Below are 17,338 nucleotides of genomic sequence, written 5' to 3' on the forward strand. Positions count from 1 at the left end.
TTTAGGTTATTCTTCACAAACTAATTCTAGGTCATCTACATAAAGAGTGCTCCCTATTGCCCCTTTGAAACGATCTCCGTCTTTACTGGCAGAAAGTACGATGCTTATCTTATACTCTCCGCGTGATAAAGCTTCCATGTCTACTTCTTTTCCATATTTGTTGTAATCGAATGGTATGTTGAACTCGGTCCATTGATCAGTTTCTTTTCTTTCTTTTTCTGGAAGAAGTGCCAATGCTATCATGCGTGGATCTTTGAATTCATTGATGGCTAGATATCCGTCCATGGTACGAAGTGTTTCATCAGTTTTGTAAAAGATGCCATACACAATGAAATTGTCTTTTTGTTCTGGTATTTCGTTTGTACCATCCATATATGTGCTACCTGCCTTGTATTTGTAATATCCTTTTAGACGGAGCGGTTTTTTGTGGAATATTCTTCCGAAAGCGGTTGATTTTAAAGGATCGCTGACAGAAGAATTGAAATTGAATGTTCCGATGAAAAGATTTCCTGCTGCCAAGGGAGCGCCAACAAGGCTTCCTAATCCTCCGGTTGATTTAGTTACCAGTTTGGCACATTTACTGTTCTCAATTCCTCCGTCGGCTTGTGATGTGGGGTATTCTGTAGCAGGACTATTTCCGGATACTAGCATATATCCTTGATTGGCACTTGCCCATTCCATAAATTCACCTTTTGCTTTGTTCTCTTCATAGAAAATGTGGTATTTGCTGCTTTTGGAACTCAGTTTATCAAAATGAAACTGCTCGGGGATAATTTGCAAATCATCTGAAATACTGACGGAATAGGTGCGATGCCATTTACCATCGGCTGAGGTAACGGTATAACGTACGGGATGAGTGAAGTCTTGGATACTTCCACTTGCAGGTTCGATAGTGGCACCTTCTGTTAATACAAATTCTGGAGCCAATTGTGTAAGGGTAGCTTTGCTATTTACACTGATATAAAGGGGATAAGCATTTATGGATTCATCGTAAGGTTCGTAATAGTTTGTATTGTCATATTCGAATATTTCTTTGGGTAGAATACATTTTAAAATGTCTGCTTCGGTATTCGGTTCTTCGTTTTGTATGCATGCAGTACTCAACAAAGATAACAGGGTTGTGGCTAATACATTTGTAAATTTCATCTTATATATTATGAATTAGTAAATTATGAGGAGCAAAGATACGGATTTTGAATGAACTTCAGGTGATTTTTGATAAAAAACTCCCGCACTTCCTTTCGGAAGGAGAGGAAAGGAATGATTAAATATTCAATTAATAGGCTCAAGTTTCGTATCTTTTCATAGTATTTGGCTTGTATTTGGTTTTTTGAAGTAGATGAATCAACTGGGAGAAGTACAAGAGTTGAAGAAAATAGGTACTTGTACTGCTGTAATAAAGTACATGGAACAGATGGAAGAAGTACTTAAAATCTGCTTTTTCAGTACTAAAACGCTCCACTAAATATTTATTGTTTATTTCAAAGACATTCAAACCATAGATAATTCATTTGTAAGAATAGCGAATTTAACTGATATTGTAAATAAAGTTCTTAATTATTTTACTATATAACTGTGAAAAGATAAAGCGCTGTTATACAACAAGATGTGCCACCTGTTTTTTCCTTTAAAACAAATGCCCCGTTTCATTTAAAGGAACGGGGCGTTTCTCGGGTTCGCCCGACATGGGCATAGTCTAACGGGTGCAAGTCCCTAACGCAGCTTAATAGCGGCAAGCGTACAGCCAAAGGCAAGGGTGTTCGTAGCGATGCGGAATCTGAAGGAAGCCGTAGGCAAATCACTGACTTGACGAACAGAAACTTGATATTAAGGCACATGCTCGTGGGTAAGGTCGCACGACGGACTAAAGCCCTATAGCTATTCGGAACGAGTGGTGTAAATCAAGCAAGTATAAGTGAGAAAGATTATGTTCTTAATCGGGGAGGTCTCACGGACACAGCAAATAGTTTTTTTTTACGAAAGTTGTGGAGTAAAGCTTGCCGTGAGAAGTCAGCAGACGCCATAGTAGTGGGAAAAAAAAAGTCAATACAACCCACGAAGGGCAGAACCTAATAATTAAGCGAAAGTAATTGAAACGTACTGTATGAAAGTAAGAATGCAGAAAACATCAGCCCAAGCTAATGACTGCCCTCAAAGAGATAGGTCTGCAACCAAAAGGTATGAGGGAGTGCAGACTTTCATGTGGATATGTGAAGACAACTTCGCGGAAGTACCATTCGACAAGGCACATTTATTGGAACTCATTCTCAGTCCCGATAATCTTAACCGCGCGTACAAGGCAGTGGTAGGCAATAAGGGCAGTGGCGGTATTGACAAGATGTCGTGTGAGCAATTGCTACCGTGGCTCTTGGCCAACAAGAATGAGTTGACAAGTTCCTTGCAACAAGGGACATACCGTCCCAATCCTGTCCGCAGGGTAGAGATACCCAAAGACAACGGAAAGAAGCGGCTATTGGGAATCCCCACTGTAGTAGACCGATTAGTCCAGCAAGCCATCAACCAAGCACTGACCCCAATCTATGAGCGACAGTTCTCTCGGACTAGCTACGGCTTCCGTCCCAATCGGAGCTGCCATAGTGCGCTACGAAAGGCGCAAGAGATAATTGAGATCGGCTACCGATATGTGGTCGACCTCGACCTTGAACGCTTCTTCGATACCGTAAATCACAGCAAGCTCATAGAAATCCTCAGCCGCACGGTAACAGACGGCAGAGTAGTCAGTCTAATACACAGATATCTAAGCAGCGGAGTAATCACCCGAGGACTTTTTGAAGCGAGTGAAGAGGGCACACCGCAAGGTGGACCTCTAAGTCCGCTGTTGAGTAACATAATGCTCAACGAATTGGATAAGGAACTCGAACTCCGAGGACACCCCTTTGTCCGATATGCCGATGATGTCCTGATATTCTGTAAATCCAAACGAGCCGCACAGCGTGTAAAGTCAAGCATCACACGATTTATCGAGGGGAAACTCTTTCTGAAAGTAAATCGGGAGAAAACCGTAGTGTCCTATGTACGAGGAGTTAAATTCCTCGGCTACTCCTTTTATGTAAACAAAGGCAAATGTCTGCTTGCTGTACATCCCAAAACCAAAACCAAGATGAAAGCCAAGCTCAAAGAGTTGACGAGTCGCAGTAATGGTTGGGGCTATGAACGCAGGAAACAGAAGCTGAAAGAGTACATACGGGGTTGGATAGGGTACTATCATCTTGCTCAGATAAAACGGCTTTGTCTTGAAACCGATGAATGGTTAAGGCGACGGATACGAATGTGTATATGGAAAGCATGGAAGAAACCCAAGACGAGGGTAATCAACCTCAAACGATGTGGCATAGCCGCCCGGCAAGCCTATCAATGGGGGAACACACGTCTTGGTAATTGGCGTATAGCCGACAGCCCGATTTTGACACGAGCCCTATCAAATGAGAATCTGAAAAAGGCAGGGTATATCACGCTGACGGATAGTTATCTCGAATGGTATCCAAAATAGGAACCGCCGTATGCCGAACGGCACGTACGGTGGTGTGAGAGGTCGGAAAATGAAAGTAGGAAGAAAGCTTTCGTTTTCCTCCTACTCGATTGTGCATCGGGGCGTTCCTTTAAAAGGAACGGTGACCCGGTTTTTGCCTATGGACAAAATATAAATATATTTTCTTTTATTCATTCCGAATTTTGCTCATAACGCGGAAGAACACAATGAAGAAATAAGACTCAACTTCAACTAAGTAGCCAAATATGTGTTAAATCCCCAAGAATAATGACTGAGCCCATATTATACCCTTTTGGGTATAAATATAATGTAATTTTTCTGTTTTACACCCTTTAGGGTATAAAAACTCCCGCACTTCCTTTCGGAAGGCGGAAGCCTTTAAATAAACTATAGCTTATATATCTTTCGCTGATTATACGATACCTTGTGCCATCATTGCTTTAGCAACCTTCATGAATCCGGCTACGTTAGCACCCTTCACATAGTTTACGTATCCGTCGGCTTCTGTACCGTACTGAACGCAAGCTTCGTGGATATTCTTCATGATGCTCTTCAGCTTTTCGTCTACTTCTTCAGCGCTCCAGCTCAATTTGATAGAGTTTTGAGTCATTTCAAGACCTGATACTGACACACCACCGGCATTAGCAGCTTTACCCGGAGCGTAAAGGATCTTAGCATCCTGGAACACTTTGATAGCTTCCGGAGTAGAAGGCATGTTAGCTCCTTCAGATACGGCGATACAGCCGTTTGCTACCAGTTGACGAGCGTGGTCGCCATTCAATTCATTTTGAGTAGCAGAAGGAAGAGCGATATCACATTTTTCACCCCAAGGTTTAGCTCCTTCTACATATTTGCAACCATATTTTTCTGCGTATTCACGGATACGGCCACGGTACAGATTCTTCAGTTCCATGATGTAGTCCAGTTTTTCGCGGTCGATACCATCCGGATCGTAGATATAACCGTCAGAGTCAGAGCAAGTAACTACCTTACCACCCAGTTCGATTACTTTTTCGATTGTATATTGAGCAACGTTACCAGAACCGGAAACCAGACAAACTTTACCTTTCAGGTCAGTGCCTTTTGTTTTCAGCATTTCCATCAGGAAGTAGATGTTACCATAACCGGTAGCTTCCGGACGAATCAGTGAACCACCGAATTCGCGGCCTTTACCTGTAAATGTTCCGGTAAATTCATGAGCCAGTTTTTTGTACATACCGAACATGAAACCTACTTCACGGCCACCAACACCGATGTCACCGGCAGGAACGTCAGTTTCAGGACCGATGTGACGCCACAGTTCCAGCATGAATGCTTGTACGAAGCGCATTACTTCGGCATTTGACTTTCCACGAGGAGAGAAGTCGGAACCACCTTTACCACCACCCATCGGCAGCGTAGTCAGTGAGTTTTTGAATGTTTGTTCAAAGGCAAGGAACTTCAAGATAGAAAGGTTTACAGATGCATGGAAACGGATACCGCCTTTGTAAGGACCGATCGCGTTGTTGTGCTGAACACGGTAACCCATGTTGGTCTGAATATTACCTTTATCATCCATCCAAGTCACGCGGAACTGATATACTCTATCAGGAATACACAAACGTTCGATCAAGTTTACTTTATCAAACTCCGGGTGTTTGTTGTATTCTTCTTCAATAGTAGAAAGTACTTCTTCTACTGCTTGATGATACTCCGGTTCATTGGGAAATCTTCTTTTCAGATCGTCTAATACCTTTGCTGCATTCATAATCTTTTTTTCTTTAATTGGTTGATATAAAAATAATGTGCTAATTTGACAATTTGCTTATGTGCCGCTCGACTATGTGCTTTTCTGCCGTATAGCAATTTGCACACTTGTATATGGGTACATCGGAATTTTATTTCCGGTTGCAAAAGTAAAGATAAAAATTGAACTGGCAAACATTTTATAAAGAAAAATGCGATAAAACATCAAATTTGATATTTTATCGCATTAAAAAAAGGAAAAAAGATATTTATTTGTTCTTTTTGATCGACTTATAAACAGGAATAAATACTAATGCTGCCGAAATGACAAGCATTACTATCGTCATCCCGTCAATTCGTTCGGCTTTTGTCAGAACTAAATAGCAAAGCGCCAACCAAAGCAGGCTGATGCAAACTATTTGTGATTTGGATAACGGGCGTTTCATTTCACTCCTCTTTTCTTTTTGTCAACAATGGCGTCGATCACGGCTACGGCTGTGATATTCACAATGTCACGGACAGAACTTTCGAAATCGGTGAAGTGGATAGGTTTGTTCAATCCCATCTGGATAGGGCCGATGAATTCTGTATCCGGGTCCATTGCCTGCAACAGTTTGTAACCGGCGTTTGCTGAACTTAGATTCGGGAAAATCAATGTATTTACGTCTTTACCTTTCAAGCGGGTAAACGGATATTTGGTATCACGCAATTCGCGGTTCATGGCAAAATTAACCTGCATTTCACCGTCGATAGCCAATTCCGGATATTCTTCCTGCATGTGAGCAACTGCTTCGTGCACTTTCACTGGGCTACCTGCGGTATCAGCGCCGAAGTTAGAGTATGACAACATAGAGATAACCGGTGTGTGATTGAAGAAACGAACTGTTTTATCGGACAGTTTGGCGATATCAATCAATGTTTCCGTATCGGGGTGGCGGTTAATCAATGTGTCTGCCAGAAAGTAAGTACCTTTCTTGGAGTTCAGGATATGCATGGTACCGAAGTGTTTGAAGCCCGGTTGGATGCCGATCACTTCTTTTGCCACTTTGATCGTATTGCTATATCTTGTATAAAGTCCGGTGATGAATGCGTCTGCATCTCCTGTTTCCACCATCATCATACCGAAGTAGTTGCGTTCGAACATCTTGTCGTTGGCTTCTTCGTAGGTAAATCCTTCGCGTGCACGTTTTTCTGCAAGGATGCGGGAGTAACGCTCGCGACGATCTGATTCGTCCGGGTGACGAAGATTGACGATTTCAATACCTTCCAGACTAAGCTCCATTTCTTCTGCCAGTTTTCCGATAGCTTCGTCGTTTCCTAATAAGATAGGATGACAGATACCTTCGGCTTTTGCTTCAACGGCAGCTTTCAGCATATTCGGGTGGATACCTTCGGCAAATACGACACGTTGCGGTGAGCGGCGGGCAGTATCATACAGTTGGCGGGTCAGTTTGGATTCGTAGCCCATCAATTCGCGCAGGTGAACACAGTAAGCGTCCCAGTCTTTGATTTCTGTGCGAGCCACTCCGCTTTCCATAGCAGCTTTTGCCACTGCGCAGGAAACTTCGGTGATGAGGCGTGGATCTACCGGTTTCGGGATAAAGTATTCCGCACCGAAAGAAAGGTTGTTTACGTGGTAGGCTGCGTTGACTACATCAGGCACCGGCTGTTTTGCCAGGTTGGCAATGGCGTGTACGGCCGCAATTTTCATTTCTTCGTTGATTGCTTTAGCTTGAGTGTCCAAAGCACCGCGGAAGATATATGGGAAACCGATTACATTATTAATCTGGTTCGGATAGTCGGAACGTCCGGTAGCCATCAGTACGTCAGGACGTGCTGCCATGGCATCTTCGTAAGAGATTTCCGGTGTCGGGTTGGCCAATGCGAATACGATGGGCATCGGAGCCATGCTGCGTACCATATCTTGACTCAACACATTTCCTTTTGACAGGCCGAGGAATACATCCGCGCCCTTGATTGCTTCTTCCAGTGTGTGGATATCTGTGCGGTCAGTTGCAAAATATCTTTTCTGTTCGTTCAGATCGGTACGTGTCTTGCTGATAACGCCTTTACTATCCAGCATGACAATATTTTCGAGGCGCGCGCCCAAAGATACATATAATTTAGTACAAGATACTGCGGATGCACCGGCACCGTTCACGACGATTTTCACATCCTCGATTTTCTTTCCTGCCACCTGCAAGGCATTTACCAAACCGGCGCTGGAGATAATAGCAGTACCGTGCTGGTCGTCGTGCATTACAGGAATGTCTAATTCTTCTTTCAGGCGACGTTCGATTTCAAAACATTCGGGCGCCTTGATGTCTTCCAGGTTGATACCTCCAAAGGTAGGAGCGATTGCTTTCACTGCCGCAATGAACTTCTCCGGATCTTTCTCGTCTACTTCGATGTCGAAAACGTCGATACCGGCATAGATTTTGAAAAGCAGCCCTTTACCTTCCATTACAGGTTTGCCGCTTAATGCGCCTATATCGCCCAGTCCGAGTACGGCTGTACCGTTAGAAATAACAGCTACAAGATTTCCTTTAGCTGTATACTTGTATGCATCCTGCGGGTTCTTCTCAATTTCGAGACAAGGTTCTGCTACACCGGGGGAATATGCGAGTGATAAGTCGGTTTGTGTACTATAAGGTTTGGTAGGCACTACCTCAATCTTGCCGGGTTTGCCCTGGGAGTGATAGAGCAAAGCGGCTTCTTTCGTTATTTTAGCCATGGTATATATGTAATTTGTTAATAAGTTATCAATTGGCTGCAAATGTAGGAATAAAAGTTAGAAATTGTAGTATTTCGGAGATAATTTCTATTAATTTTATAGCAAAATGACTAAAATAATGGGTATATATGTAATTTAGCTGTAATTGTGTCTCATTTGTGAAAGGAAGGTGTGTTAAAATACTCTTATCACTTTCATTTAGGCACGGATTACACGGATTAATACGGTTCCATTAAACTAAAACTGTGTAATTCGTGCCTAAATAATATCAATCTAATAGATGATTTTACTTTTGACCCATTCTGATCCTGTTGCTTATTCTTTTTCTGACGGTGTATGCGTTGTCCGCCAAAATGTATTCTTTACTTCGCGGGCTACCTCTCTCCAACTTGGCATGCTTTTTAATGAACGGCGAACCGGAAAATCATAAAGCAATAATAATAGGAAAAGGAAGATGCAGGCATAAGCCACCCATCCATAAATTTGCTTGATGCTTATTTCCATCATCTGATTGATAAATTCTTCCATATAATGACCTATGTTGAACGGGCTGCTGCTGAAAGACACATGGTCGATGGCCGAACCGTAACGTGCCAGATTGTCGGGAACATAATAAGCCAATCCCTGCGCATAGACCGCACAGCCTAATACACCGCCAACTACCATGTGCAGCATATTGAATACACTTAATCCCTGGAAGAAATGCTGGAACGTCATGGTTTCTTCCAGACACACCATGAAGGTGGCACTCAAGACGGCATAGGCAAATCCCCTGCACACCGTTGGCAGGTAGAGCTGTGAAATATGTATATCAGTAGATAGAGTCAGGTAAAAACCGATCAGATAGCCGATCAGCCCAACGAAGCCGACAATAATCAAGCGCACATAGTTGTATTGTTTGATGTGCATCCACCAATAAGAGAATACACAACCACAAACGATACCGATAATGGCAAACCAGTCGAGTTGTGAACTGACCAGTTCTTCATATTTCATCACTTCTTCGTAAAAGACTTCTTCTAATACATGCTCGGTTGCAAGAAACGCTTCCACTAATGTGACTAGTCCTAATAAGGACCAAAAGTGGCGATAAGTCCACATTTTCGGTTCGAGAAAAGGATGGCGGATTGTCATCATACGCCAAATACAAATAGCTAGAGTGATGAAAATCACGATAGTCAGTTGGCGGATTACCGGGCTGTTCCACCAGTCGTACCAGTCTCCGTAGTTGAAGAGGAAGGCGATTTCCGCTAATAAGGCGGCCCAGAGCACTCCACCCAGCCAGTCGATACCGAACAGGGGAAATTTGCGCATGAACCTGAAATGTTTCACACAGGTAAACTGAATCAGCAGGACGATTAGCATTAATCCGGCGATGAACAGATTCATATATGTCCAGTGGTAGTGGTACATTAAATAAGTCGTAATCAGGTCGGACTGCTGAATACTTCCCAGAATTACAATATGAAGCCAAGGAAAGAAAACCGTGAAATCCCGTTTGGGAGTCATCCATAACTGAATGTTGGACATACATTCAAAAGTTCCCTGTATTTTGCACATTCCTTCGATGAAACAGATCAGCCACAACAGTGGGAGGAAGGTGATATGTGGAGCTATCAAGTTACAGAGTAAGACTCCCAGTGCTGCCGATGTGAGTAGGGTTTTATTGGTAAAACGAAACTTCATGCGAAACAATAACGGGAAATAGATTGCCATACCTGCCAGATTAGCGTACATGCACATTAAAATATCCTCACGCATCAGTGCCATGCTGCCGATCATCTGATTCAATGCACCCAGATAGACACCGCCCGATAACTGGAAGGTGACGGCAATGAAAAGATAAATCCACGGCTGCATCCTCCGTGGTACGAAGCTGCGGAACATTGGCATAACGAAAGGACCGTTCAGAACAGGAGCGCTCATAAAAATTAAAGATTAGAAATTAAAAATTAAAGCAATTGATAATTAAAACGATAAAGGGTTGAAGCGGTTAGTACTTCACTTCACATTCTACGTTGAAGCCTGCACGCATACGTTTCAAATTTTCCGGTTTGTTTCCTTTCAGACTGATGCGTACGGGAATACGTTGTCCACTTTGACGAAATTACCGGTGGCGTTATCTTGTGGAATCATAGAGAAAGCTGCTCCTGTTGCGTCGGAAATAGATTCTACTACTCCTTTGAATGTTATGTTTGGCACAGCATCCGCTGTAATTTCCACTTCTGCGCCTTCCTTGATATTCGGAAGCTGGGTTTCGCGATAATTGGCGATTATCCACAGGTCGCTGCTGTCTACGATGTCGACCATTGTTTGTCCCGGCTGTACCAGCTGACCTTCCAAAATTTCTTTCTTTCCTGTGGTACCGTCACATGGAGCAATGATGATTGTATAAGAAAGATTCAGACGGGCAAGCTCTAATGCAGCTTCTGCCAGGCGGACACCTGCCTCATTTTGTCCTAAACGATGGGTTTGCTCGCTTTTCACTAAAGATGTAGACAATTTAGCTCGTGACACCTGTTCATAACGGGCTTTGGCAGCTTCGTAAGCTGTATGCACGTTGTCATATTGTTGTTTTGTCACTGCATCTTCCTGCAATAATTTTTCGAAACGATTCAGTTCGCGTCTTGCATTTTCCATTTGTACACGCACCTCTTCAATGCTTGCGTCGCTCACGCTCAAGTTGTTTTGAGTAGTGGCGATGCCGACGGTAGTGGCCTGCCGTCCTGCGGTAGCATTAGCTAAATCAGCTTCTGCCTGTGCCACACGGAGGCGGAATTCAGTATCTTCGATGATAAGGAGCGTGTCGCCTTTGTGTACTTGTTGATACTCGTCGAAACAGATTTTTTTGATGAACCCCGGAACACGAGTGTTGATTGGCGTGATATGTTGTCTCACCTGCGCATTATCAGTATATTCAATGTTTCCAAGGTGAATGAACCGGGAACAAACATAGGTGACACCACCGATAAGAAGACAGATTATCACAATATTATATATAATCTTCTGGGTTTTTCTAGCTATCATAATCATTTATATTTTAAAGAGTAAGTAATTTCATTCTCTTAATTTACAATCCAAATTGTCTAATCGTAAAATCTATAGGGTATGTGTGATATATTTCATTTTATAGTAACTGTATATCAAGTTGATGCGTGCATTGACCAGACCGAGGTCGGCGCTTAGTTTCATGTTGCTGGCGTCGAGCATATCGGTGAGCAGAGCGAGATCATTTTTATAGCGGTTGCTGATAACATTATAATTTTGGTCGGCGAGTTCTACGCTTTTCTCCTGCGTACGTAAGTCAGTAAAAGAAGTGAGGAAGTTGACATAATTTGCCTGAACTCCGTTTTCTATTTGTTCCTGTGCCAATGAATATTCTTCCTGTGCCCTGCGTGCGTTCAATTTTGCCTGACGTACTTTTTTGTTATTTTTGAATAAAGAAGAAAGGTTGTATTTTATGCCGACACCCACATACCAGTAATTGAAGTTGTTGTCTAGTACCGGGACTTCAATCGTGATAGGACCGTCCAAATGCTCTCCGGCTACAAGAGCAATTTTGGGAAGCAGTTCCGAACGTTCCAGTTTTACTTTCTGCTCGCTCATTTGTACAGACAGCTGGGCTTGTTGCAGGCCGACATTACTTTGGGCCGCCATCATTTGCCAGTCGTTTTCTGCCAGTGCTTTTACTTCCTCATCCAACAAGGTAGGATCAGGGACGATTTCTGTTCCGGCGGGCAGGTGTAGCGTAGTCACCAGTTGGTGATTCATAATTTTGCAGGCATCTTGCACCTTTGCCAATTGCAGTTTAAGCGTCTCTTTCTGCAATTCATAACGGGTGATATCATTCTTTAAAGCTGTTCCCTGCGTACGGCGTGATTCCATATTGCGGATCACCTGTTCCGTCAGGTCCAGATTTTTTTGTAACACTTGCAACTGGTTATTCAATTTATATAAATCCAGATAATAACCGGTCAGAAGAAAGCGGATCTCCTGACGGTTCTTTTGCCAGTCTAATGCAGCCATTTGTTGCCCGAGTTCTGCCAAAGTAATGCTGCTGTTGATGGCTCCACCGGCATAAATCACTTGCTGCGCCTCCAAAGCAAAGTTATTGCCGAAGTGCGGCATAGGAATGTTTTGCCCGTTTTTGAAATCACGGTCCCACAAATATCCGTCACCCAGGTAACTGAATGAGAGTGAAGCCCCTATGTCCGGTAAACGTTGTGACTTGGCAGCTTTCAAAGCTTCTTTGGCTGCCTCTTCCCCCGTTTTATACGTTTGAATACTCTGACTGTTCTCGTCTGCCAGACGGAACATTTCGTTAATGCCCAAAACTCTCCTGTCAAGCGTCTGGGCAAACAGTCTTTGGCTACATAGCACGGCGTATAGCAGCACTATGAGCCATCTTTTTTTGCTCATAAAGTGAAATGAAATTTAATTAATAGTAGAAGTTTGAATTTTCTATGGTAAATTCTCTGTAGTGAAGACCGAATTATCAAATTTGCACTGCCACACCCCAACCGTGAAAGTCATGCATTTTGTTCTTGTAACGAATGTCGATTTGATAATATCTTAGTTTCATCTTAATACCTGTTTTCTATTTTGGATTTGCGAAATTATGAAAAAAAACAGGTAAGTTGTAACCTTATAGATGTCTAAATATAATGTTTTTTAACGATTATCGAATGGTATGTTGGGTAGAGGAAAGTAGCCTCATCCCATGGACGTAAGTTCATATATGCATGCCCTGCTATTCATGATTGTCAAGGTTATGGAACTTTAATACAAAGAAAAGAGAGGGTTGTTCTGAAAAGAGCCGGTTTTGTTCTGATTAAGTCTACTGGTAAGCCATAGAAAACGTGTACCTTTGCCCCCGAATTTAAATGATTGATTATAAATGTATAGTAAATACCCTCATATCTACCGGAGTAGTTTTGAAGGTCTACCAATGCTCCGGTTAGGTGTTTCTGATAGGAGAAACTTGGAGAGAATATGAGGTTATTCGATAAGTTGTATAAGGTCGAAATACATAGGAAGAGTGTCCTCACAAGGTTGATTTATAAGGGGATGAAAGCCGTTTTTCTCATAAAAAGAAACAGCTGACAGATATGCATCTACTGTAAGAAAACGAGTTGCTGATACAGACTGGCGATTGATAAGCATCTGTTTTACTGCAGAAATAATATCGGTACCAATTCCTTCACCACGATGGGAAGTTGCTACACCTAATCTACCGATTTTCACAGCGGGATAACTTCCAAGGTGCTTTCTGTGCGGAAATGCCTTGCGAAGTTTTCTCCAATAGTTTTTATCTATAGTTGTCTGGGATATTTTATCATTCAGCAAACTGAAGAAAGCAATTGTCTCATCATCATCTTCCATAATAAAGGTATTGGCAATTAACTTCTCTCGGTAAAAGCGGGCGTCTTCCAACAAAAAGCCATTCAAATCGTCGTTTCCGCAATTGAATGGCTTTATATTCTCTGTGTCTTCAATCTTAATCAGTCTCATCAAGGAAGTCACATCATAAACGTTGCTATTTTCTTTAATTTCTCATATGCAGCTTTGACCCGCTGCTTTTCTTGTTGGGAAGCAGGTTTAACATTCTGCATTGATGCCAGGAAACGTTTGGCATCTTCACCAAAGAGTATCGGGGTTTCTTTAATTGGTCTTGCCATATTACTTTTTCCTTTTTTACGTGAATACTCTTGCAAAGATAGTCCATTTCTTCCTTAGTTCCAAATAGTTTCTGCCAAAGAATGCTTATTTATGTTTCTCCGGAAAAACCTACAATCTTACCTCTTTCGTGAATACTTCTCCGAAACGATTCTTAACCACCACTTTGACAGACTTCGTACCTTTAGCAGGCTGTGCCCGGAAAAGATGCCGTGTATGATAGCCGGTTTTCTTCCCTTTCACCATGTTGATGTAGTCCTGATCTTCATCATCAAAAGCCTGCATGGCCCCTTTCAATACTCCGTCTTCGTACCAGTTTACCGTATACGTTCTGTCCCAATCCCAGATGTTGGCTACCACATAGTCTTTCTGGCTTTCAAATTCTCCCGGCTTGTAGAGCCGGAACTGATAATCGGGAGAACAGCCTGTCGCTTTGTAACGCCACTTCACATCGTCACCTTTCACTTCTACCACCAGATAACCGTTCGGCGCTCCGCAACGGTTCACGTGTCCTGCCCACCATGCACCGCAGGCAGCTCCGATATTATGTTCATAAATAGTAGGCGCAGGTTGCTGATTCTCATAGAAATGTGTGTGTCCCGAAAAAATATGAACCTGATACGGTCTTAATAGTTGGAAAAGCGCGTTGGCGTTGCGTGCATTTCCACCGGCCGATACCGTGTTGTTGGCTACCGGAGCGTGTACGTTCAGGAATACGGTGCTTCCTTCGGGCACATAACTTAAATCTTTTCTCAACCAGTCCAGATCTTCCGGTGTGAATCGTTCCGTGTATTTCTTATTACCATCGTAGTCGATGTCTTTCATTGCGATTACATGGATTTTTCCAATGTTGAATGAATAGTTGGCCGGACCAAACGACTGGTAATAATTCTGTTCCCCATATCCGTCTGCCGGATGATCCGTCTGTGTCATGGACTTGTAGAGCAGGTTGAAATCATGGTTTCCCATTAGTTGGAACATTGTGATACCTAAATTAGAGACGGCTTGCCGGTAAGGAGCATATAAGTTCATGGCATCCCACACAAGGTCGCCCAGTCCCATACCAACGATTTCGAAGTTCTTTAGCGAGTCGGCAGTCTGTTTCAGGTCGGGCACTGTTTCTGTGCGGAAGCGGTCCAGTTGCTTCTCGTTCCTCACTTGCGGATCGGAAATGGCGATATATACAAATTCATCCGCCGGCTTCTGCCGTTTGGTCAGAACGAAGTTGCACTGATTTTCGCTTTTCTTCGCATCCAAATATTGATAGAAGCCGTCGGCTACACCCTCTTTGGAAGGAAGCTCATAGTCTGCCGGAGTAGAGATGTAAACCATCGGATAACGTGTCGGATCGGTGTTCAAAACATAGTTTCCTTGCGCGTCGGTCGTTTTAAAATGCGCACCGTCAGTTACTACTACACCGCTGACAGGCTTACCTGTGTTATCTTTCACACTGCCTTTCACAACAGTCTGACCAAAAGCGGCAACAACATTTAGCTGGAGACATAAGATTGCCGCAAACAGCATATTTCTATTACATACTTTTTTCATTGCTTATAACTTTCTTAGAGTGACTTGATTGAATAGTGCGATAATCTCTTCCGGTTCGTCTGCCGACTTTACAGCCTCTTCGAAAGACTTGCTGTTATCGTCGAAACACATCACATTGGCACAATCCAGAATGTGTGCCATGTTGGATGTGGCAACTTCCCGGCTCACTTCTTCCTTTTTCAGTGCCTTTTTATAATATTTGTTCACCTTGTTGACTGCCTTGTAAATGGAAGGCTTCAAAATCTCAACGGAAGAATCAGTGAATCCGATCGTTACATCATACTCGTGCGTGTAATTCTGGATGAAAGTATTCCATTTTCCGGTAATGTCACTACCTAGATAATGTTCCGTTTCAAACACCGGTTTAGTTGTCGGAATCTCTCCATATACGTCGAATATAAATGTAGCTTTTGGTTTCTTCCCTACGGGAGTCGCTTCTTTCTCTGCTCTATTTTCTGCTGTATTTCCTACCGTATTCTCCGCAACGTTTCTTGAAACATTTTCCTTTCCGCGGATATTTTCGTTCATGGCAAGTTCTCCTTTCTGTGCCATTGCTGTCATTGTTATATATAACATGACAGCCATACTGATAATTTTCTTCATACACATTGAATTTTAAATTTATGGTTGATACATTTCTTTATTTGCCATATTCCGTTATTGTTGCCACATTAATCGAATATTAAAATCATCACCTCCCATATTCTGCTTGGCAGCCTGATAGTTTTTCAGGTTGGTGCGTTGCAGGGCAGCCGGATATTTGAAACGTTTGGGCATTTGGTTGTTGGCATTCGCGATGCCGGGTCCTACGGGCAACACAGGAAAGCCGGTACGGTTATATTCGAACCACTGCTGATAGTCGCAGAAGAACAGTGCGACGAATTTCTGGTTCATGATACGTTCCAAAGTATCGTCATAAGCTGCTTCCGGATTCTCAAAGTAATTGTCGGGCAATACCTGTCCCCACTGTTCGATAGCTGCCTGCACTCCTTTCTGATACGCTTCTTTGGCAGCGTTGCTTCCTCCGTCGATCACCCCTTTCTTCAGTAGTTCCGCTTTGATAAATTCAACTTCGGCATAAGGCATCATGGCAAGTTTCATGGGAGCTTTCGCCATTTCTTGATTCAGTCCCGAAGCCGTGATGGAGGGCAACGTCTGATAACCGCTGGGCAAGCCTACATAATCCTTTGTCTGGTCGGGCAGAGTGACCTGCGTTGCATACACTTGCAGACGAGGGTCGTTCCATCCTTTTAGCAGGTCGACAAAGAACTCGGAAATCTGAACGTATGAAGTGAAATCCTGTGGCCGGGTGAGCGGAGCTTCCTGCGGATAAGTTCCGCTGATGGCAAGCAGGGCGGCGTCATCGTTCGATTCGAATACCGGATAGGTGGCGGGATCGGTTAGCATCGTGCGCAATTCCTGTTTCGCGTTGAACTCCGGAACGTCGATCACGCGGAGCAATGCACGCAGGCGGAGCGAGTTGCAGAACTTCTTCCATTTCTTTATACCGGTTGCATCTCCTTTAGACGTGTTGTACAACATTTCGCCCGATTGGTTGTAGATCAGTCCGTTAGCTTCGTCAAACAGTTCGTTTGCCGTTTTCAGGTTGTCGATAATTTGTCGGTACACTTGTTGTTGGGTGTCGAACTTCGGCGCGAGTATTCCTTCATCGGCAGAGCAGGCTTCACTCATCGGGACGTCACCGAAAGCATCGGTTAGAATCTGGTACAGCCAACTTTGCAGTGTGAGTGAGATGGCGTCATAATTGGGTTGTTTGGAAGCCTCCGGGAGTTTTTCGGTGAGACGCGTCATCTCTTTGGCGTTATTGATCCATTTATAAATTTATAAAAGGTAGTCCATGTGCCGTCTCCCTGGCTGTCCGTCATATACCACCATCCGACACCGTTAGTGCTGGAAGTAGATACAGCGCATTGCATCAGGTCGTAGGTGTAGTTGTTGTAGAGTTTCCAGTTGTAGACAGACGTTTCGTAGAGAATCGGGTTGAGCAGCGTGCCGGGATTCACCTCGTCCATGCGGGTGGGGTCCGTATTCAGTTCGTCGAAGCTGGTACAGGAGGTTGTACAGAGTGTTCCGCACACTATTATTCCTCCTGCTATATTCTTTAAAAAATTACAGGTTTTCAT

General features: G+C 43.3%; 11 protein-coding genes and 2 pseudogenes. 1 reads left to right on the forward strand and 12 read right to left on the reverse strand.

What is annotated here, in order from left to right; all coding sequences use genetic code 11:
• Positions 1 to 6: 6 nt before the first annotated feature.
• Positions 7 to 1,146, reverse strand: coding sequence for a PCMD domain-containing protein (locus DW862_RS15995; RefSeq protein ID WP_004317273.1), 1,140 nt, complete (start codon positions 1,144 to 1,146; stop codon positions 7 to 9).
• A 958-nt stretch (positions 1,147 to 2,104) separates the two neighbouring features.
• Between DW862_RS15995 and ltrA the strand changes: the two genes are divergently transcribed.
• Entirely contained in the window at positions 2,105 to 3,511 is a 1,407-nt protein-coding gene (gene ltrA, locus DW862_RS16000; protein ID WP_120069294.1) for a group II intron reverse transcriptase/maturase, read from the forward strand.
• A gap of 412 nt (positions 3,512 to 3,923) precedes the next feature.
• Here the strand turns inward: ltrA and DW862_RS16005 are convergent, their stop codons facing one another.
• The 11 genes and pseudogenes from DW862_RS16005 to DW862_RS16050 all read right to left on the reverse strand — a co-directional run bounded on the left by DW862_RS16005 (position 3,924) and on the right by DW862_RS16050 (position 17,338).
• A complete protein-coding gene (locus DW862_RS16005) occupies positions 3,924 to 5,258 on the reverse strand; it encodes an NADP-specific glutamate dehydrogenase (RefSeq protein WP_004317274.1) in 1,335 nt (444 codons plus the stop codon).
• Between the two features lie 247 nt (positions 5,259 to 5,505).
• Positions 5,506 to 5,682 carry a hypothetical protein gene (locus tag DW862_RS16010; protein WP_004317275.1) on the reverse strand — a complete coding sequence of 59 codons (177 nt, stop codon included), beginning with the start codon at positions 5,680 to 5,682 and terminating at the stop codon, positions 5,506 to 5,508.
• A complete protein-coding gene (locus tag DW862_RS16015; RefSeq protein ID WP_004317276.1) occupies positions 5,679 to 7,970 on the reverse strand; it encodes an NADP-dependent malic enzyme in 2,292 nt (763 codons plus the stop codon). Before DW862_RS16015 ends, DW862_RS16010 begins: the two co-directional genes overlap by 4 nt.
• Positions 7,971 to 8,285: 315 nt before the next feature.
• The gene (locus DW862_RS16020; protein WP_120069297.1) at positions 8,286 to 9,896 is read right to left on the reverse strand and encodes a hypothetical protein; all 1,611 of its coding nucleotides are present in this window, start codon (positions 9,894 to 9,896) and stop codon (positions 8,286 to 8,288) included.
• A gap of 67 nt (positions 9,897 to 9,963) precedes the next feature.
• A pseudogene (locus DW862_RS16025) lies at positions 9,964 to 10,997 on the reverse strand (HlyD family secretion protein).
• Between the two features lie 72 nt (positions 10,998 to 11,069).
• Positions 11,070 to 12,389, reverse strand: a complete 1,320-nt coding sequence (locus DW862_RS16030; protein WP_049702147.1) for a TolC family protein — start codon at positions 12,387 to 12,389, stop codon at positions 11,070 to 11,072.
• Between the two features lie 579 nt (positions 12,390 to 12,968).
• Positions 12,969 to 13,481: a GNAT family N-acetyltransferase gene (locus DW862_RS16035; RefSeq protein WP_087317892.1), complete on the reverse strand. Its 513-nt coding sequence runs from the start codon at positions 13,479 to 13,481 to the stop codon at positions 12,969 to 12,971.
• Positions 13,482 to 13,489: 8 nt separating this feature from the next.
• Positions 13,490 to 13,648, reverse strand: a complete 159-nt coding sequence (locus DW862_RS25970) for a hypothetical protein (protein WP_008024688.1) — start codon at positions 13,646 to 13,648, stop codon at positions 13,490 to 13,492.
• Positions 13,649 to 13,757: 109 nt separating this feature from the next.
• Entirely contained in the window at positions 13,758 to 15,194 is a 1,437-nt protein-coding gene (locus DW862_RS16040) for a calcineurin-like phosphoesterase family protein (protein ID WP_120069301.1), read from the reverse strand.
• Positions 15,195 to 15,197: 3 nt separating this feature from the next.
• The gene (locus tag DW862_RS16045) at positions 15,198 to 15,797 is read right to left on the reverse strand and encodes a hypothetical protein (protein ID WP_170849033.1); all 600 of its coding nucleotides are present in this window, start codon (positions 15,795 to 15,797) and stop codon (positions 15,198 to 15,200) included.
• Positions 15,798 to 15,851: 54 nt separating this feature from the next.
• Positions 15,852 to 17,338 (reverse strand): annotated as a pseudogene (locus DW862_RS16050) (SusD/RagB family nutrient-binding outer membrane lipoprotein).

The organism is Bacteroides sp. AM37-9 (genome assembly GCF_003603455.1).
In the GTDB taxonomy this organism is placed as follows: Bacteria; Bacteroidota; Bacteroidia; order Bacteroidales; family Bacteroidaceae; genus Bacteroides; species Bacteroides xylanisolvens.